We start from the raw sequence: 18,912 nt of genomic DNA on the forward strand, positions 1-18,912 counted from the left end.
ACGGCCCGGTTGGCGTGGTCGGTACGCCGCCGGTCCGTCCGGCCGGTGTGCGCGGGTCGAAAGCCTGGCCCGCGCACACCGAAGTCGGTGAGCCTCAGAACGTCTGTTCCGTACGGCTGATGATGTCGTCCTGCACTTCCTTGGCGAGCACGACGAACTGGGCGGAGTAGCCGGCCACACGGACCACGAGATCCTTGTGGGCTTCCGGGTCCTTCTGCGCGTCCAGCAGGGTCTGCCGGTCAATCACGTTGAACTGGACATGCATGCCCTTGTGATCGAAGTAGGAGCGCACCAGCGACGCGAAATTCCTGAGGCCGTTGTCGCCAGCAAGGGCGTTGGGCAGGAATTTCTGGTTGTAGAGCGTTCCGTTCGACGCGATGAAGTGGTCGAGCTTGGCAACCGAGTTGGCGGCCGCGGTCGGACCCTTGACGTCCTTGCCCTGGCGCGGGGACACGCCATCGGCCAGAGGCGCCTTTGCGGGACGGCCATCGGGAAGGGCGCCAACGTCCTTGCCGAAGAGCACGTTCGCGGACACCGGGTAGATGCCGGCCTGGAACTGACCCCCGCGCGGGTTCGTATATTTCTCGACTTCCTTGCAGTAGATCTGGGCGCACTTGCGGGCGATGAGATCGACTTCGTCGATGTCGTTGCCGAAGCAGGGGGCGCTGTCGAGCATCCGGCGGATGTTCTCGTATTTGCCGTTCGCAGCGCCGCCACCGTTGCCGGCGGAGAGGGTGCGGTAGACTTCGTCCTTCAGGGTCGACATGTCGGTCGAGGAGGAGTTCGTCAGGACCTTGCGAACCGCCGCGTAAACCTGCTCTTCGGTCGGCTCTGCGGAGGTGTTGGATGCGCCCGCGGCGAGACCGAAATTGGCGTCCAGCGCCTCTTTCAGGTCGGCCATGGTGATGGTCTTGTCGTCGAAGACGAACTTCTTCATCGCGTAGACGCTGTCGCCGGTATCGGCGACGCCGAAGGCCTGCGGACCGGTGAAGTTGTAGATCGCGCCGCCTTCCTGAACGGACATGCCGCGGCCCAGGCAGTCATCGACCATGGCCGACTGGAAGGGGAGCGGAGCGCGTTCCGCGTGGGCGATGTCGACGCAGTTGTCGGCTTCCACCAGGTGCTTCACGAAGAAGGTCATCTGTGTGGAGAAGGCGTCATAGAAGTCATCGAGCGACTTCCAGGCGGCCATTGCGCTGGTGACCGGGCCGAGCTGAAGATCGCCGACCTTGCCGCCATTCATCGTGATTTCGAGAACCTTGGCCACATTGAAGAAGGCCGCGTCGTGCCAACCTTCGGTCTTGTGGATCGGTTGCGGTTCCACGCAGCCCACGATGCCGTAGTCGCGGGCATCGGCGAGCAGCACGCCCCGGTTCTGAAGCGCGGGGATGATCACTTCGTCGTTGTAGACGGCGGGGACGCCAAGGCCGAGACGGACAACTTCGGCTGCACGGAAGAGGAACTCGTCCGGAGTGCCCTGCCAGACGCGGATGGAGAACGAGGGAGCGGGCAGGCGAACATGCGCCACCGCTTCCATGCACATGTAGGAGATGTCGTTCGTCGCATCGAGACCGTCTTCGGTCTGACCGCCGACGCACAGGTTCTGGAACACCGCGTAACCGGCAAAGGCCTGCGCGGAGATTTCGTCGCGTGTCTTGTTGACGTCGTTCAGCTTGATCCAGATGCAGTCGACGAGTTCCTGCGCGAATTCGCGGCTGACGGATTTGTCGGCTTCCAGATAGGGATACATGTACTGGTCGAAACGGCCCGGCGAGATGGAGTGGCCGCTGGATTCGATCTGCATCATGCACTGGATGAACCACATCGTCTGGCAGGCTTCCCAGAAGGTCGATGCGGGATTTTCCGGCACGCGACGGCAGTTCTGTGCGATCTGCATCAGTTCCTGCTTGCGGGTCGGATTGCTTTCGGCCTGTGCAAGCTCTTCCGCCTTGGCGGCGTAGCGATGAGCGAAGTTGATCGCCGCGTTGTAGGTGATGATGATCGCGTTATAGAACTGCTGCTTCTTGATGTAGGACGGGTCCATCCGGTCCAGCATCTCAAGCTGCTTCACGGCTTCGGCGATGATGCCGCGGAAGCCGATCTTCAGGATCTTGCCATAGTCGACGCAGACGTGGCCGACGCCACCGAAATAGTAGTTGCCGACGGTGAAGACGCCATTGTTGATGCAGTCATGGGTCTTCTGGGACATGTAGGAGGCGGCCAGATCACTGGTCGTCTTGCCGGGCCAGTACTTGAAGCACTCGTGAAGCTCCGCGGCCGTTTCCTTCGGGATCTCGAAGGGGTCGGCCATGCGGGTGGCCATGGTGTCGAATTCCTTTTCCACCCAGTCGAAGGAGAATTCCGGGCAGATTTCCGTGGAGCGCGGGTTCTTCGTGATGGAGCCGACGATCAGTTCGTCGTCGCGGATCGTGACCGGAAGCTCGTTGAAGATCTTCTCCGCCACCTTGGCGCGGCGGACGATCGGCGGAAGTCCCTCGCTTGCCTTGTAGGCTTCCGTCGCAAGGACGGCACGTTCGGATTCCACATACGGCCGCGCGTTCAGGATCTGGTTCTTCAACCGGATCACGCGGTCCGTTGGTTTTGTAAAGCCCTTCTCAATCATCGTCTTCTCCAGGCTGAGATGATCCGGCGGACCCACGCGGCCCGTCGGAGCCGGTTACTTCAGGTCAGGGTTTGCGGGTCGACGAGCTTCACGAACGCGCGCAACAGCTCCGGATGGCCGGGCCATGCGGGAGATGTTGCGAGATTTCCGTCGATGACCGTTTCTTCGGGTTCGACCGCGACGTAAGTGCCGCCAACGGCGCGAATTTCGGGGGCGCAGGCCGGATAGGCCGTGAGCCGGCGCCCGCTGAGCACACCGGCTGCCGTCAGGATCTGCGCACCATGGCAGATCGAGGCGACGGGCCGGTTCGAAGCCATGAAGGCTTTCGTGATCGCCAGGAGGTCATTGTCCAGGCGAAGATATTCGCAGGCCCGACCGCCGGCGATATACAGGCCCGCATAGTGATCGGGCTCGATAAAGGCGAAGGTGGCATTCAGTCGGAACAGATGTCCGGGCTTTTCGGTGTAAGTCTGATCACCCTCGAAGTCATGAATGGCCGTCTTGATGTGGTCTCCGGCTCGTTTCCCCGGACACACGGCCTCGACGTGGAACCCCGCCATTTTCAGCGCCTGAAACGGCACCATTACTTCGTAGTCCTCGGAGAAGTCTCCGGTGAACATGAGTATGTTTTTGGGGTTGTTTCGGATCATGGCAAGTAGCTGCAAAGTCTTTCCGCTCGTTCTGGCAAATCGTATGTCCCAGGGTCGAAAAGGGTCAACGAGAGCGCATTGACATTGGCGGGTAATTCTTTGTTTGAGCCGCCTGATCCGAGTAAAGTCGCAGAAATGAAGGGAAATTAGCTTCTGGTGGTCATTCCGGTCGCAGACAAGAAAAGACTGGTGGCGGGTAATTTTTTGTCCCGCGTGGTGAATTCTTGCGCTCGGTGGTTGGAAGCTGCGGAAAGACCTGCATTGTTGTCGCAGGCCGAGAAAGACGATCTGCCAAGCCAAGCGATTGAAACATTTCAGGAAAATCAGAGGTAAGCCGGGGGCTGCGCTCCTGGCGCAAGCAACAGACAGGCCCCGTCACCGTCGTCAGGTCTTGCCTCGCAAGAAATTACCATCGCCAGACAAATCCATGGCGTTGACCCATCAAATGACTTGAACCTACGATTTTTGCGATCGGCGCACTCTTTCCGGAGTTGCTTTCGATATCTGAGTAGAGATCGGTGCAAGACTTCAAGCTGCGGGAACTCGTTTCCGCGGGATGCGTGAATCTGTGCCTTCTTACATGCGGAGAGCGGGCGGGAACCCAAGAACAGACCGAGCAATCGACATGCGTCCGGAAATCGAAGACCAAAACTCGACTGAGCGACTGGCCGCCCAAGTCGTCCGTGACCTGTCGATATCATTGCACGGGGGATGACATGAGTATGATCGGCTTACTCGTCGCTTTTGGCGGCGGCATTTTCGGCGCGGCGATCGGGGCTTTGCCCGCCTTCGCCTTCGTCGGCATTCTGACCATGTTGGGCGTGACGATCCAACTTGCCATCGCGCCGGCGGCGACCGACTTCTTCGGAATTCCCTTCGGCGTTTTCGGGCCGCACGTGGGTGGTTTCGCCTCCGGCGTGGCGGCTGCCGCCTATGCCGCCTGCAAGGGCAAGCTCGATACCGGGCGCAACATCGTGACCGCCGGCATGGGGCTCAACAGCCCGGACGTGCTGCTGGTTGGCGGTGCTTTCGGCATTATCGGCTATGTGGCTGTCTGGCTCATCGCGATGGTGCCCGATTTTGGTCCGGGCCTTGCCTGGACGGACTATCCGGGCCTTGGTGTCGTGATCTCCGCCTTCATCGCCCGCCTGGCATGGGGCACTTGCGGCCTGTGCGGTACGGGGCCGATCAAGGAACGCTTCCTTCACCCCACCGACGCGACCAAGTGGCTGGTTTTCCAGAGTTCCTTTGGTCAGCTTGCGGTCATCGGCCTGGGCGTCGGACTGTTCGGCGGCTGGCTCGGCATCACCTACGGGATGCCCGGCGCGTTGCTGGCATTTGGTATCTGCGCCGCAAGCCTCATTCTTCTGACGCTTGGCGTGCTGACCCCCGTGACCCACCACATCGCGCTTCCGGCCGCCATTGTCGGCGTCGGCTCCGGCAGCATGATCTGGGCCGGTCTGGCGGGGCTGCTCTGCGCCTTTGTCGGAGAGTTTTACGCGCGCCTCTTCCTTGATGGCAGCGACACGCATATCGACCCGCCAGCCTGCACCATCGCCACGATGACACTGGTCTTCAACTTCCTGACGTCGATCGGTTTCTGGGCCTACATCCAGTTCCCGGTCTGATCAGCTGCCGGGGCTTAGGCCCCGGCGCCGGGCGGGGGATGCGGAGCCTCCCAATCCGCTTTTCCGCACCCTCGCAAACCGTCTCAGTCCTGTCTGCTTGACGCGATGGCGCATGCAGACAGGCTCCTTTCGAAACATGAGCTGACATCATGATATTGACCATCAATTGCGGCAGTTCGAGCCTGAAATACCGTCTTTTCAGCGAGGATCTTGCGGCAGTCATTGCCAGTGGCCTGATCGCGCGGATCGGGGAGGCGGGGGCCTATTGCGAACATAAGGCGCAGGGTCGTCAGGCGGAGATCCACCAGCCAATTCCCGATCAGGACGCCGCCTTCGACATCATGGCCGACAACCTGATGCATTCGGAATTCGCGGTGATCGGGGATCCATCCGAAATCACCGCGATCGGGCATCGCGCCGTGCATGGAGGCGATGTCTTCGTGGCCTCGACGCTGGTCAGCGACGAGGTAATGGCGCAGCTCAGATCCTGCATCCGTTTCGCGCCCCTGCACAACCCCGCCAATATCGCCGGTATTGAGGAATGCCAGAAGAAGTTTCCCGGTATTCCCAATGTGGTGGTGTTCGATACGGCCTTTCACCAGACCATGCCGCCCGAAGCGCATGTCTACGCGCTGCCCTACGAGCTTTACGAAAAGCACGGTGTGCGGCGCTATGGGTTCCACGGCACCTCCTGCCGCTATGTCGCGCAGGCGGCGGCCGACATGCTGTCCCGTCCGATCGAGGACCTGTCCATGGTTGTCTGCCATCTGGGCAATGGCGTCACCATCGATGCGGTGAAGGGGGGCAGGTCCGTTGATACCAGCCTGGGGTTCGGAACGTTCTGCGGTGTTCCCATGGGCACCCGCGCAGGCGAATTCGATCCGGCGATCATCTTTCATCTCGTGAAGGAGATGGGCATGACGATCGAGGAGGTGGAGGCGATCTGCTACAAGAAAAGCGGGCTTCTGGGCGTTTCCGGCGTCAGCAACGACATGCGGGAGGTGGAGAAGCGCGCGGCTGAAGGGGACACGCGTTGCGCGCTTGCCCTGGAAATCTTCGTCTATCACATCCGCAAGACGATCGGGGCCTATGCGGCCGCGATGAACGGGCTCGACGCGCTCGTCTTTACCGCCGGTATCGGCGAGAACTGCGCGACCGTGCGCTCGAAAGTCTGCGCGGGACTTGGCGTTCTGGGGGTGCAGATCGATGAGGGCATCAACGGGATGGTGCGCGATGGTCATCCCAATATCAGTTCGGCAGAGGCGCGCGTCGCCACGCTCGTCGTGCCGACAGATGAAGAGCGGATGATCGCAATCGATACGGTTGACCTGCTGCATTGAGGCGCATCGCGCTTGCCATCGGATCTGTCATCGGGCTTTCCATTGGGCCTGATGAACTCGGGGCGGTCTCTGACCGCCCCGAGCCTCGTTTTGGGCCCTGCCGGGTGGCGATGAGGATGATCTCGACCGTGTAATCCAGGCGGCATCCGGCACTTGCCAGCCTCGGACACCCGGCCCGCAATCGACGTTCCTGTGGTGGGGAAATGGCCGGGATGGGACCCTGCCATATGAATTCTCTATGGGCTGGATCGCATTTCCGTATTTGGGCCGCGCGCGATTGGTCGCCTAGAGACTATGCCTCGCCGCCACCTGTCCGGTGTTCGTGCCCATGGGAGAGACCAGTGCTGCAAGCTTCAAACGACTATCAGGATATCCGCGACGCCGTGCGGGCGCTTTGCGCCGAGTTCCCCGACGAGTATCACCGCAAGATCGATGATGAGCGCGCCTATCCGGAAGAGTTTGTCGATGCCCTGACCAAGGCGGGCTGGATGGCGGCGCTGATCCCGGAGGAATATGGCGGGTCTGGGCTGGGCCTCACCGAGGCCTCCGTGATCATGGAGGAAATCAACCGGGCTGGCGGCAATTCGGGCGCCTGTCACGGGCAGATGTACAACATGAACACGCTGGTCCGGCACGGCTCGAAGGAACAGCGTGAGTGCTATCTTCCCAAGATTGCGGCGGGCGAATTGCGCCTTCAGTCCATGGGCGTGACGGAGCCGACCACCGGCACCGATACCACCAAGATCAAGACGACCGCGGTGTGCAAGGGCGACCGGTATGTGATCAACGGCCAGAAGGTCTGGATCAGCCGCGTCCAGCATTCCGACCTGATGATCCTTCTGGCGCGCACCACGCCTCTGGCGGACGTGAAGAGGAAATCCGAAGGGCTTTCGATCTTTCTCGTCGACATCAAGGAAGCCATGAAGAGCGGCATGACGGTCGCGCCGATCCGCAACATGGTCAATCACGAGACCAACGAGCTGTTTTTCGACAATCTGGAAATTCCGGCGGAGAACCTGATCGGCGAGGAGGGGATGGGCTTCAAGTACATCCTGACAGGCCTCAATGCCGAGCGCGCGCTGATCGCCGCCGAGTGTATCGGCGACGGCCACTGGTTCACCGACCGCGTCACGGCCTATGTGAAGGAACGCAACGTGTTCGGGCGGCCCATCGGGCAGAACCAGGGCGTTCAGTTCCCGATCGCGGAAGCCTATATCGAGATCGAGGCCGCGAGCCTGATGCGCTATGAGGCCTGCCGCCTCTATGACGAAGGCAAGCCCTGCGGTGCGCAGGCCAACATGGCCAAATATCTGGCCGCCAAGGCCTCCTGGGAGGCAGCCAATGCCTGCATCCAGTTCCATGGCGGCTTTGGCTTTGCCTGCGAATACGATGTGGAGCGCAAGTTCCGCGAGACCCGGCTCTATCAGGTCGCGCCGATCTCCACCAACCTGATCCTCTCCCACATTGCGGAACATGTTCTCGGCCTGCCGAGGTCGTTCTGATGGGGATGCCGCTGGAGGGATTGACGGTCGTCGCCATCGAACAGGCGGTGGCGGCGCCGTTCTGCACCGCGCGTCTGGCCGATGCGGGGGCGCAGGTGTTCAAGATCGAGCGCCCGGAAGGCGATTTCGCGCGCGGTTACGATGATGTCGCGGCGGGCCAGTCGAGCTATTTCGTCTGGCTTAATCGGGGCAAGCAATCGGTGACGCTGAACCTCGCCTCGCCGGACGGCAAGGCGGAGCTGAAGAAGCTTATCGATAGGGCGGATGTGGTGGTCCAGAACCTGAAGCGCGGCGCGCTGGCCCGGCTCGGCTTCGATCCGGCGGAGCTGGTGAAGGCCAATCCAGGCCTCATCGTGTGTTCCATTTCCGGTTACGGCGATCAGGGACCGCTGGCCGATCGCAAGGCCTATGATCTTCTGATCCAGGCGGAATCCGGTCTCTGCTCGATTACGGGTACGGCGGAAGGGCCCTCGCGCGTCGGGCTTTCCATTGTCGATATCGCAACCGGGGCGACCGCGCATGCGGCCATTCTGGAGGCGCTGATCGGGCGCTCCATCACGGGCAAGGGCGCCAATATCTCCGTGTCCATGTTCGACGTGATCGCGGAATGGCTGACCGTGCCGCTGCTCAATCACGAGGGCGGCAAGACGCCAAAGCGCATCGGTCTCGCCCATCCCTCCATTTCGCCTTATGGCGTTTTTGAGAGCCGAGACGGTCGCCCGATCCTCATTTCCATTCAGAGCGACCGGGAATGGCGCAATCTGGCGAAGATCTTTCTGGAAGATGAGGCGCTGGGCACGGATTCGCGGTTTGCCACCAATGTGGCGCGGGTTGAAAACCGCAACCAGACGGATGCCATTGTGGCCGCTGCCTTTGCAAGGCGTGATTGCGACGACGCCATCGCGGCGCTCTTGAAGGCCGATGTGGCGCTGGCGCTGGTCAATGACATGGCCGGTCTTTCGAGCCATCCGCATCTGCGCCGGATCACGGTCGAAAGCCCCAATGGACCGGTCTCCTTTCCCGCACCTGCGCCGATCTTTGCCGGGGAAGACCGTTCTTATGGTCCGGTGCCCGCATTGCAGCGGGAAAGGAAGACGAGCGGCAACGGGCGAGACGCATGACGGCGGGGATCGATCTGACCATCTTGCGGTCGCTGCTGTTCGTGCCCGCCAACCGGCCCGACCGCTTCGCGAAGGCCGCGATGGCAGAGCCCGATGCGGTGATCCTCGATCTGGAGGATGCGGTGGGCGAGGCCGACAAGGAAAGCGCGCGCGAAGAGCTCGCGACCGATTTCACCGATCTGCCCGTCATCGTTCGCATCAATGCAAGCGGCACACCCTGGCATCCGCGCGATGTCGCCGCCGTGCGTGCGCTCAAGCCTGCCGGGGTGATCCTGCCCAAGGCGGAAACGGCGCAAGGCGTTGCCGCGGTTGTCGCGGCTCTTCAGGGGGAGGTTCCCCTCATTGCGCTGATCGAGACCGCCCTGGGGCTTGCCAACGCGCGCGCCATTGCTGCGACAGCGGGCGTTCGGCGTCTGGCCTTCGGCTCCGTTGACTATTGCGCGGATCTCGCCTGCGATCACTTGCGCGAAATCCTGCTGCCGGCACGTGTCGAACTCGTGCTCGCCTCGCGGCTGGCGGGTCTTTCTCCACCCATCGACGGTGTGACGACGGTGCTCGACGATCCCTCCGTCACGGCGGGAGATGCGGCGCATGCGCGCAGCCTCGGCATGTCGGGCAAGTTGTGCATCCACCCCAGACAGATCGCCCCGGTCCGGAGGGCTTTTGCACCTTCCGAAGCCGAAATCGCATGGGCGCGGCGGGTTCTTGCCGCTGGCGACGGCGCGGTCTCGGTGGAGGGCGCCATGGTGGATGAGCCGGTTCGCCGACGCGCCCGCACGATTCTTGCATCCATCGGTTGAGCATCCGGTTGTCGCTGATCCGCAACGACTGCACTCCCGACGTGTGTTCCTGTTCATATGCACGGTGACGGCACTGGCAGAATGTCTTAAAAGACCTCCTTTGCCGGTTCCGAATTTCGGGAGCGGATTCCTTAACTTGTGGCCATTTCGCATTGCGAGACGCGCCACTTGGGGGGAATGAACCGCGGATCCGCGTCATGCTCTCCCGGATCGATTTCGTCCGTGCGTCCGGTGTCAGGCCGGTCCAAATGATAGTGAAGGCTCCATGTCCGAATTCAGCAAGATCCTGATCGCCAATCGTGGCGAGATCGCCATCCGCGTCATGCGCGCTGCCAATGAACTGGGCAAGAAAACGGTCGCGGTCTATGCGCAAGAGGACAAACTCTCGCTGCACAGGTTCAAGGCAGACGAGGCCTATCGCATCGGCGAGGGGCTGGGGCCGGTCGCGGCCTATCTCTCCATTCCCGAGATCATCCGGGTCGCGCGCCTTTCGGGTGCCGACGCGATCCATCCCGGCTATGGGCTGCTTTCGGAAAACCCCGCGTTGGTCGATGCCTGCCGCGAAGCCGGGATCGCCTTTATCGGCCCGTCGGCGGAAACCATGCGCAAGCTTGGCGACAAGGCGAGCGCGCGCAAGATCGCGATCGCGGCCGATGTGCCCGTCATTCCGGCGTCTGAAGTCCTCGACGATGATATGGACGCCGCGCGCAAGGTTGCCGCCGAGATCGGCTATCCCTTGATGCTCAAGGCCTCCTGGGGCGGTGGCGGTCGCGGCATGCGCCCGATCTACGGCCCGGAGGAGCTAGAGGACAAGGTGCGCGAAGGACGGCGCGAGGCCGAGGCCGCATTCGGCAACGGCGAGGGCTATCTGGAAAAGATGATCATCCGCGCCCGCCACGTGGAAGTGCAGCTTCTGGGCGACAAGCAGGGCAACATCTATCACCTGTGGGAGCGCGACTGCTCGGTGCAGCGGCGCAACCAGAAGGTCGTGGAGCGCGCGCCCGCGCCCTACCTGAGCGATGCCCAGCGCGCGGAAGTGTGCGAACTGGGCCGCCGCATCGCGGCCCATGTGGGATATGAATGTGCGGGCACGGCCGAGTTCCTGATGGATATGGAAAGCGGCAATTTCTACTTCATCGAGGTGAACCCGCGCATTCAGGTGGAACACACGGTCACGGAAGAGATCACCGGCATCGATATCGTGCGTGCCCAGATCCTGCTTGCGGAAGGAAAATGCCTGGCGGAGGCAACCGGCAAGGCGAGCCAGAAGGCGGTGACGCATAACGGGCATGCCATCCAGTGCCGGATCACCACGGAAGACCCGACCAACAATTTCATTCCCGACTATGGCCGCATCTCCGCCTATCGCGGGGCGACCGGGCTCGGGGTGCGCCTTGATGGCGGTACGGCCTATTCGGGCGCGGTGATCACCCGCTACTATGACAGCCTGCTTGAAAAGGTGACGGCCTGGGCGCCGACGCCGGAGGCGGCGATCGCGCGCATGGACCGCGCGCTTCGCGAGTTCCGAATCCGCGGGGTTTCCACGAATATCGACTTCGTGATCAACCTGCTGCGCCACCCAACCTTCCTGAACGACGCCTATACGACGCGCTTCATCGACGAGACGCCCTCGTTGTTCGATTTCAAGCCGCGCCGTGACCGGGCGACCAAGATCCTGCACTACATCGCGGATATCTCGGTCAACGGGCACCCGGAAACCGAAGGCCGCTACAAGCCGCTTCCCGATGCGCGGGTCGCGGTCGCCCCTGAGTGCCGGGTGGAAACGCCGGTTCCCGGCACACGCCAGATTTTCGCGGAACGTGGGGCCAAGGGGCTGGCGGACTGGATGCTGGAGCAGAAGCGCCTGCTCATCACCGATACCGCCATGCGTGACGGTCACCAGTCATTGCTCGCCACCCGCATGCGCTCCTTCGACATGAAGCAGGTGGCGCCTGCCTATGCGGCGAACCTGCCGGAACTCTTCTCGGTGGAATGCTGGGGTGGCGCGACCTTCGATGTCGCCTATCGATTCTTGCAGGAAAATCCCTGGCAGCGCCTGCGCGATCTGCGCGCGCGGATGCCGAACCTGCTGATCCAGATGCTGCTGCGCGGCTCCAACGGCGTCGGCTACACCAATTATCCCGACAACGTGGTGCAGGGCTTCGTTCTGCAGGCCGCCAAGTCGGGCGTCGATCTCTTCCGTGTCTTCGACAGTCTCAACTGGGTGGAGAACATGCGCGTCTCCATCGATGCGGTGCTGGAATCGGGCCGCATCTGCGAAGGCGCGATCTGTTACACCGGGGACATCGACAATCCGGCGCGCTCCAAATACGACCTGAAATACTATGTCGACATGGCGCGTGAGCTGCGCGATGCGGGCGTGCATATCCTCGGTCTGAAGGACATGGCTGGCCTGTTGAAGCCCGCCGCCGCGGTCTCCTTGATCCGGGCGCTGAAGGAAGAGGTCGGCCTGCCGATCCATCTCCACACGCATGACACCGCCGGTATCGCTTGCGCGACGATCCTGGCGGCGGCCCATGCCGGTGTCGATGCCGTCGATTGCGCCATGGATTCGCTCTCCGGCAATACCTCACAGGCAACGCTTGGCACGATCGTGGAAGCCCTTGAGCGCGGTGAACGCGAGACCGGGCTCGACGTGGATGCCATCCGCGAGATCTCCAATTACTGGGAGGCTGTGCGCGCCTATTACGTGGCTTTCGAAAGCGGCATGCAGGCCCCGGCTTCCGAGGTCTATCTGCACGAGATGCCGGGCGGCCAGTTCACCAACCTGAAGGCGCAGGCCCGCTCCATGGGGCTTGAAGAGCGCTGGCACGATGTCGCCAAGACCTATGCCGAGGTCAACCAGATGTTCGGCGATATCGTGAAGGTCACGCCATCTTCCAAGGTGGTCGGCGACATGGCCCTGATGATGGTCAGCCAGGGGCTGACGCGTGCCGAAGTGGAGGATCCCAATCGGGACATTTCCTTCCCCGACAGTGTCGTGGACATGATGCGCGGCAATCTCGGCCGGCCGGCCGGCGGCTTCCCGGAAGCCCTGCAGAAGAAAATCCTCAAGGGCGAGACGCCGCTCGACGTGCGTCCCGGCCTCAAGCTTCCCCCGGTGGATTTCGAGGTCAAGCGCCGCGAGGCGTCCGAGGCTGCGGGCGGTGTTGCCATCAACAACGAGGAACTCAACGCCTATCTGATGTATCCGAAGGTGTTTGCGGACTATCGCAGGAAGTTCGAGGAAATCGGTCCGGTGCGTGTCTTGCCGACGCCCACATTCTTCTATGGCATGGAAGAGGGCGAGGAGATCAGCGTTGAGCTCGACCCGGGCAAGACCCTGGAAATCCGCTGCCTTGCGATCACCGATTCCGACGATCACGGCAATGCCAAGGTGTTCTTCGAGCTCAACGGCCAGCCGCGCCTCATTCGCGTCGCCGACCGGCGCAAGGGGGCAAGCGCCGTCGTCCAGAAGGCCAAGGCGCAGGATGGCAATCCAAATCAGGTTGGCGCGCCGATGCCGGGTGCGGTGGCCTCCATCGGCATCAAGGTCGGAAGCAAGGTGAAGGAGGGGGATCTGCTGCTCACCATCGAGGCGATGAAGATGGAAACCGGCATTCACGCACAGCGCGATGCGGTTGTCAGAGCCATCCATGTCACGCCGGGCGAACAGATCGACGCCAAGGACCTGCTGGTCGAATTCGAGCCGGTTACCGTGGAGGCCTGAACAGGCTTTCGCGCAAAGGCTGCAAGCTCAATCGGCCCCGAAAGCAGAAAGCGCTTTCGGGGCCGGTCGCGTCTTGGGGCTATTGCAGCTTCTTGAGGATCCGCAAGAGTGTGCTGCGCTCGGTCGCGGTGAGGGGGGCCAGCGTATCTGTCGATATCTCCAGGCCCAGCTTCGCGTTGTGGCGGAAATGCTCCGCCCCTTCCTTGCTCAGAGAGACGATCTGTCGGCGCCTGTCATTGGGGTCGCGGGCCGTCTCGACCAGGCCTCGTGCGCGCAGGCGGTCCACCACGCCCTTGGTCGTGGCGACATCGAGACCGGCATGGCGACCGAGCTGGTTTTGTGAAACCGAGCCCAGTTCATCGAGCCGCGCCATGACGGCGAACTGTGTCGGTGTCAGGCCGGACTGCATTTTTTCCGAGAATATCATGGCATTGCGCTGGTAGGCCTTGCGCAGCAGGTATCCGATCTGCTCGTCGAGCACATATCCGTGCTCGCGCGTTGCCGGTTTCTCGGTTGTCTTGTTGTCTGTGTTATTGGGCACGATCTCTCCGATGCCATGCGTGGGCCGGGGCATTGTCGCGCGTCATACCTATCTCGTCCATTGTGTCAGGCGTCGCGCGGTGAGATGGGCCGCCCCCTAGACAGAAAGATAGGCATCGCGGATCTCGGGTCGATCCTCCAGATCGCCGAAAGACCCGTCGAACTTCTTTTCTCCCCCCTCGATGATCACGGCTCGGTCGGCCACGATCTTTGCAAAATGCAGGTTCTGTTCGGAGATGATGACCGTCAGGCCCTCCTGCTTGAACTTCAGGATCGTGCTGGCCATCTGCTCCACGATGATGGGGGCGATGCCTTCGGAGGGCTCATCGAGGAGCAACAGGCGCGGATTTCCCATCAGGGTGCGGGCGATGGTCAGCATCTGCTGTTCGCCGCCCGACATGGCCTTGCCCGGCGCGTTGCGGCGCTCCCACAGGTTCGGAAAGAGCTTGAAGAGATCGTCCTCGCTCCAGAAGGGCGTTCCCGCGCGCCGAGCCTGCCGGCCCACTTCCAGGTTTTCCAGGATCGTCAGGTTGGTGAAGATGCGCCGTTCTTCCGGCACGTAGCCGAGGCCGAGGCGGGCGACCTTGTGCGACGGCAGGCCGGTGATCTCCCTGCCGCAGAAGCGGACATGGCCGGAGCGCGGGCGCACGAGCTGCATGATCGATTTCATGGTCGTGGTCTTGCCCGCGCCGTTGCGGCCAAGAAGGGCGACCACCTCGCCGCGTTTCACGGAGAAGGCGAGGTCGTTGAGGATATGGGCCTTGCCATAGAAACTGTTGAGCCCGCCGATTTCGAGCATGGGTTCTTCAGACATGCTGCTGGCCCTCCGCCGCAAAGAGTGTGCCGCCGCCCAGATAGACTTCCTGCACCCTGGCGTTGGAGCGCACTTCGGCGGCGGTGCCATCGGCGATCAGTTCGCCCCGGTTCAGGACCATGATGTGATGCGCATGGGCGAAAACGACGTCCATGTCATGCTCGGTGAAGAGCACCGAGATGCGCCGTTCGTGTACGATATCTGCGGTCAGCTGCATCAGCGCGATACGCTCGCGAGGAGCCATTCCGGCTGTCGGCTCGTCCATCAGCAGGAGGGTGGGATCATTGGCCAGCGCGATGGCAAGCTCCAGCCGCTTCAGATCGCCATAGGCGAGGATCGCGCAGGCGCGTTCCGACTGGTCCGCCATGCCCACCACATCCAGCAACGCCAACGCCTCCTCGCGGTAAAGTCTGTAGGCATAGGGCAGCATGGAAAACAGGCGGCGGTGATGAGAAATCAGCGCCATCTGGACGTTTTCGGCCACCGTCATACTCTGATAGGTGCCGGTGATCTGGAAAGTGCGCCCGACGCCGCGCCGCCAGATGGTGCGCGGCGGCAGGCCGGTGATGTCTTCGCCGTTCAGCGAGACGGAGCCGCGGGATGGCGCGATCTGGCCCATCAGCATGTTGAAGCAGGTGGACTTGCCCGCCCCGTTCGGGCCGATCAGGGCCTTCAGTTCACCGGGGGCGACGTCGAAGCTGACATCATGGACCGCGCGCAGGCCACCGAAATAGCGGGTCAGGTTGCGGACCTTGAGAACGGGGGTCATCGCGCGCTCTCCTCTTCCTTCACAAGGCCGGTGCGCTCGCCCAGCTTGCGCAGTGATCCGACGATGCCGTCCGGCGCGATGATCACCACCGCGATGATCAGGAGGCCGAGGATCAGACGCCAGTATTCCATGCGGGTGAGCCAGTCCTTGACGCTCTCCATGAAGGCAGCGCCGACGACGGCGCCCGACAGTGTCTTCACGCCGCCGAGAAAGACGACGATCAGGGCATCGAAGCTCGTCGCGATGTCGAGTTCGTCAGGAAAGATCGAGCCCTTGGAGAAGACGAAGAGCCCGCCCGCAAGGCCGGCAAAGACACCCGCCACAACGAAGGCCATCCATTGGATCTTCTTCACGTCCATGCCGGTTGCTTCCGCCTGGCGGGTGCTGTCGCGGGTTGCGCGCAGCGCGTAGCCGAAGGGCGAATGCGTGATGTGGCGCAGCATCAGGATGCCGCCGACGGAGACCGCAAGGGTAAAATAGTAATAGGCGGAGGTGCCAGACAGCCATTGCGACGGCCAGATATTCACCAACCCGTCATCACCGCCGGTCACCTCGCCCCACTGGAACACGAGCGACCAGACAAGCTGGCTGAAGGCCATGGTGAGCATGGCGAAATAGACGCCCGACAGGCGGATCACGAACCAGCCGATGCCGATGGCGAGAAGCCCCGCTCCGAAGGGGGCAAGCATGAAGGCCAGTTCCATGGGGGTGTCGAAATAGGTGACCAGAAGCGCGGAAACATAGGCCCCGCCGCCAAAGAAGACCGCATGGCCGAAGCTGACGAGCCCGCCGGTGGACAGGATGAATTGAAGCGAGGCCGCGAACAGACAGAAGATCAGGATGTCGGTCGCCAGCACCTGCAGGAAGGTGGATCCCATCCACGGAAGTGCGGCAAGGACGGCGATGACGCCAGCCACCAGGAGGCGCCCCGTTGTGCCCGCGGGCCGGATCGGGCGCTGCGGTTCGCCGACCTGACCATGTTCGCCGACCTTTTCCTCCCGGCCCAGCAGGCCCCAGGGGCGGACGGTCAGCACGATCGCCATCACCACATACATCAGCACCAGCGTGCTTTGCGGCACGTAGGTGACGCCGAAGACATTGAGCACGGATATGAGCACGGCTGCGATAAAGGCGCCGGGGATGGAGCCCATGCCGCCGATCACCACGACCACGAAGACCGAGGCGATGATGTTGAAATCCATCAGCAGGTCCGCGCCGCCCTTCGGCAACTGGATCGCGCCTCCAAGGCCGGCGAGCGCGGACCCCAGGAAGAAGACGCCGGTGAAGAGCCAGGATTGGTTGACGCCCAGCGCGCCGACCATTTCACGGTCCTGGGTCGCCGCGCGCACCAGAATGCCGACGCGGGTCTTTGTGATCAGCCACCACAGGCCGAAAAGCAGGAAGGGGGTGATGGCGATCAGCGCCAGATCGTATTGCGGGATCGGCTCACCGAGGATGCGCACGACCTTTTTCAGCCCCGGAGCGCGCGGACCGAGGCGGTCTTCGCTGCCCCAGATCATGAGGGTCAGATCCTGAATGACCAGGATCACGCCGAAGGTGGCGACCAGCTGGAAGAGTTCCGGCGCGCGGTAGATGGGGCGCAGCACACAGATTTCCACGATGACGCCGATCAGGCCGACGACGAGGCCAGCCATCACGATCGAGCCCCAGAAGCCGAAATGGCCCGGCAACAGCCCCATGAGGGTCACGCCGATATAGGCGCCCAGCATGTAGAAGGAGCCGTGTGCGAAGTTCACGATACGCGTGACGCCGAAGATGAGGGAGAGACCGGAAGCGACGAGAAACAGCGCCGCGGCGTTTGCAAGCCCGGTCAGGAGCTGCGCAACAAAAAGGCCCATAGCGTTCGATCTGTGTCTTTAAGGGGCAGGGCGCCCGCCGCAACACCTGTGGCGCGGCGGGCGGAGAAACGGACGCCTATTCGGCCGGGCGCATCGACTTGATATCGTCGTTGCTCGGCATGTAGGGGGTCGGATCCTTGTAGGACCAGTCCACCATCACGCCCTTGCCGTCCTCAAGGGCGGTGGTGCCGACATAGGTGCCCATCGTGGACTGGTGATCGAGCGCGCGATAGGTGATCTCACCCATCGGGCCATCGACCTTCAGATCGGCAAAGGCTGCGACAAGCGCCTCCGTGTCGGTGGATCCGGCCTTGGTGATCAGGGCGGCGACGCTCTTGCCGGTCATGTAGCCGACGAGCGATCCGAGCCTCGGCGTTTCGCCCGGATAGGCGGCCTCATAGGCGTCGACAAACGCCTTTTCCGGGCCGGAGGTGAAGGCATACCAGGGGTAACCGGTCACGAACCAGCCTTCGGGGGCTTCATCGCCCAGCGGGTCGAGATATTCCGGCTCGCCGGTGAGCAGCCCGTAAACCTTGCGCCCGTCGAAGAGGCCGCGGGTGGTGCCTTCGCGCACGAATTTCTGCAGGTCCGTGCCGAAGGTGACGTTGTAGATGGCGTCGGGCTTTGCGCGCTCGATGGCCTGCACTTCCGCACCGGCGTCGATCTTGAAGAGCGCGGGCCACTGTTCGGTGACGAACTCGACCTCGGGCTTGCGCGCCTTGAGGTTCTTCTTGAAGGCTTCCACGGCCGCTTTGCCATAGGCGTAGTTCGGGGCGATCGTGGCGTATTTCACCGCATCTGTCTTGGCGGCCTCCTCGGCCAGAAGGGCGGCCTGCACATAGGTGGAGGTGCGCAGTCGGAAGGTGTAGCGGTTGCCCGCCTCCCACACCAGATCATCGGCCAGCGGCTCGGAGGCGAGATAGATATAGCCCTTTTCGCCCGCGAAGGAGGACAGGGCCAGCCCGACATTGGACAGGATCGCCCCGGAGAACAGGACCGCGCCGTCGCGGGTCATCAGTTCCTCGGCGATCTTGACCGCATCTCCCGGTTTCCCGTCATCGTCGCGGAAGATGAATTCCATCGGTCTGCCGAGCAGGCCGCCCGCGTCATTGACTTCCTTTTGCGCCAGTTCGATGCCCTTGCGATAGGGCTCGGCAAAGGCGGCAAGGCGCTTGTAGTGATTGATATCGCCAATCTTGATGCTGTCTGCGGCCATGGCCGCGCTTCCTGCAACAAGGGCTGAGGCCGCCAGGGCCACCGTGGTGATCAGCTTTTTCATAGGTCCCTCTTTCTGGTTGTCGCATGCGCGGCCTTTTCGACCGTTCTGTTGAGCTGGAAGCGTCGGCTTCTTGCCGACTTCTTGTTTTGTCTCTGTCCGCTTCGCAACGCCTGCATATCTGTGTACGCCTGAGTGCGCCGGATGGGAAACCGGACAGGCTTCGAGAAACTACGTTTCCCGTGTCCTTTCGCCCTTTGCAAGGGGGCGGCCGGTTTCGGACTTCTCCTCTTTCCGAAACCGACCGCGGGTCGTGTGCC

General features: G+C 62.4%; 13 protein-coding genes. 6 read left to right on the forward strand and 7 right to left on the reverse strand.

All coding sequences use genetic code 11. The features are described from left to right. Positions 1 to 94 precede the first annotated feature (94 nt). Both ABGM93_RS15600 and ABGM93_RS15605 read right to left on the reverse strand, forming a co-directional pair. Complete coding sequence (locus ABGM93_RS15600; protein WP_321501050.1) at positions 95 to 2,623, reverse strand: glycyl radical protein; 2,529 nt, start codon at positions 2,621 to 2,623, stop codon at positions 95 to 97. A 59-nt stretch (positions 2,624 to 2,682) separates the two neighbouring features. Further along, positions 2,683 to 3,273, reverse strand: a complete 591-nt coding sequence (locus ABGM93_RS15605; RefSeq protein WP_321505940.1) for a DJ-1/PfpI family protein — start codon at positions 3,271 to 3,273, stop codon at positions 2,683 to 2,685. 716 nt (positions 3,274 to 3,989) lie between these two features. Between ABGM93_RS15605 and ABGM93_RS15610 the strand changes: the two genes are divergently transcribed. The 6 genes from ABGM93_RS15610 (at position 3,990) to ABGM93_RS15635 (ending at position 13,394) form a co-directional block, all read left to right on the forward strand. Next, entirely contained in the window at positions 3,990 to 4,901 is a 912-nt protein-coding gene (locus ABGM93_RS15610; protein ID WP_321501052.1) for a permease, read from the forward strand. Between the two features lie 149 nt (positions 4,902 to 5,050). Further along, a complete protein-coding gene (locus ABGM93_RS15615) occupies positions 5,051 to 6,241 on the forward strand; it encodes an acetate kinase (protein ID WP_321501055.1) in 1,191 nt (396 codons plus the stop codon). Between the two features lie 341 nt (positions 6,242 to 6,582). Continuing rightward, positions 6,583 to 7,743 (forward strand): acyl-CoA dehydrogenase family protein, encoded by a 1,161-nt coding sequence (locus tag ABGM93_RS15620; RefSeq protein ID WP_321501057.1) that lies wholly within the window; start codon positions 6,583 to 6,585, stop codon positions 7,741 to 7,743. Continuing rightward, the gene (locus tag ABGM93_RS15625; protein WP_321501059.1) at positions 7,743 to 8,864 is read left to right on the forward strand and encodes a CaiB/BaiF CoA-transferase family protein; all 1,122 of its coding nucleotides are present in this window, start codon (positions 7,743 to 7,745) and stop codon (positions 8,862 to 8,864) included. The genes ABGM93_RS15620 and ABGM93_RS15625 overlap by 1 nt, the downstream gene beginning before the upstream one ends. Continuing rightward, positions 8,861 to 9,664 carry a CoA ester lyase gene (locus ABGM93_RS15630; protein ID WP_321501061.1) on the forward strand — a complete coding sequence of 268 codons (804 nt, stop codon included), beginning with the start codon at positions 8,861 to 8,863 and terminating at the stop codon, positions 9,662 to 9,664. Before ABGM93_RS15625 ends, ABGM93_RS15630 begins: the two co-directional genes overlap by 4 nt. A gap of 265 nt (positions 9,665 to 9,929) precedes the next feature. Continuing rightward, positions 9,930 to 13,394, forward strand: coding sequence for a pyruvate carboxylase (locus ABGM93_RS15635; RefSeq protein ID WP_321501063.1), 3,465 nt, complete (start codon positions 9,930 to 9,932; stop codon positions 13,392 to 13,394). A gap of 79 nt (positions 13,395 to 13,473) precedes the next feature. On the opposite strand, the gene ABGM93_RS15640 is transcribed toward ABGM93_RS15635, so the two are convergent. The 5 genes from ABGM93_RS15640 to ABGM93_RS15660 all read right to left on the reverse strand — a co-directional run bounded on the left by ABGM93_RS15640 (position 13,474) and on the right by ABGM93_RS15660 (position 18,655). Continuing rightward, positions 13,474 to 13,935: a MarR family transcriptional regulator gene (locus ABGM93_RS15640; RefSeq protein WP_321501066.1), complete on the reverse strand. Its 462-nt coding sequence runs from the start codon at positions 13,933 to 13,935 to the stop codon at positions 13,474 to 13,476. A 96-nt stretch (positions 13,936 to 14,031) separates the two neighbouring features. Next, entirely contained in the window at positions 14,032 to 14,748 is a 717-nt protein-coding gene (locus tag ABGM93_RS15645; protein WP_321501068.1) for an ABC transporter ATP-binding protein, read from the reverse strand. Beyond that, complete coding sequence (locus tag ABGM93_RS15650) at positions 14,741 to 15,517, reverse strand: ABC transporter ATP-binding protein (protein WP_321501069.1); 777 nt, start codon at positions 15,515 to 15,517, stop codon at positions 14,741 to 14,743. The genes ABGM93_RS15645 and ABGM93_RS15650 overlap by 8 nt, the downstream gene beginning before the upstream one ends. Next, entirely contained in the window at positions 15,514 to 17,376 is a 1,863-nt protein-coding gene (locus ABGM93_RS15655) for an ABC transporter permease (RefSeq protein WP_321501071.1), read from the reverse strand. The genes ABGM93_RS15650 and ABGM93_RS15655 overlap by 4 nt, the downstream gene beginning before the upstream one ends. Before the next feature lie 76 nt (positions 17,377 to 17,452). Beyond that, positions 17,453 to 18,655 carry an ABC transporter substrate-binding protein gene (locus ABGM93_RS15660; RefSeq protein ID WP_319774392.1) on the reverse strand — a complete coding sequence of 401 codons (1,203 nt, stop codon included), beginning with the start codon at positions 18,653 to 18,655 and terminating at the stop codon, positions 17,453 to 17,455. Positions 18,656 to 18,912 lie beyond the last annotated feature (257 nt).

It is taken from the genome of Breoghania sp., assembly GCF_963674635.1.
GTDB lineage: Bacteria > Pseudomonadota > Alphaproteobacteria > Rhizobiales > Stappiaceae > Breoghania.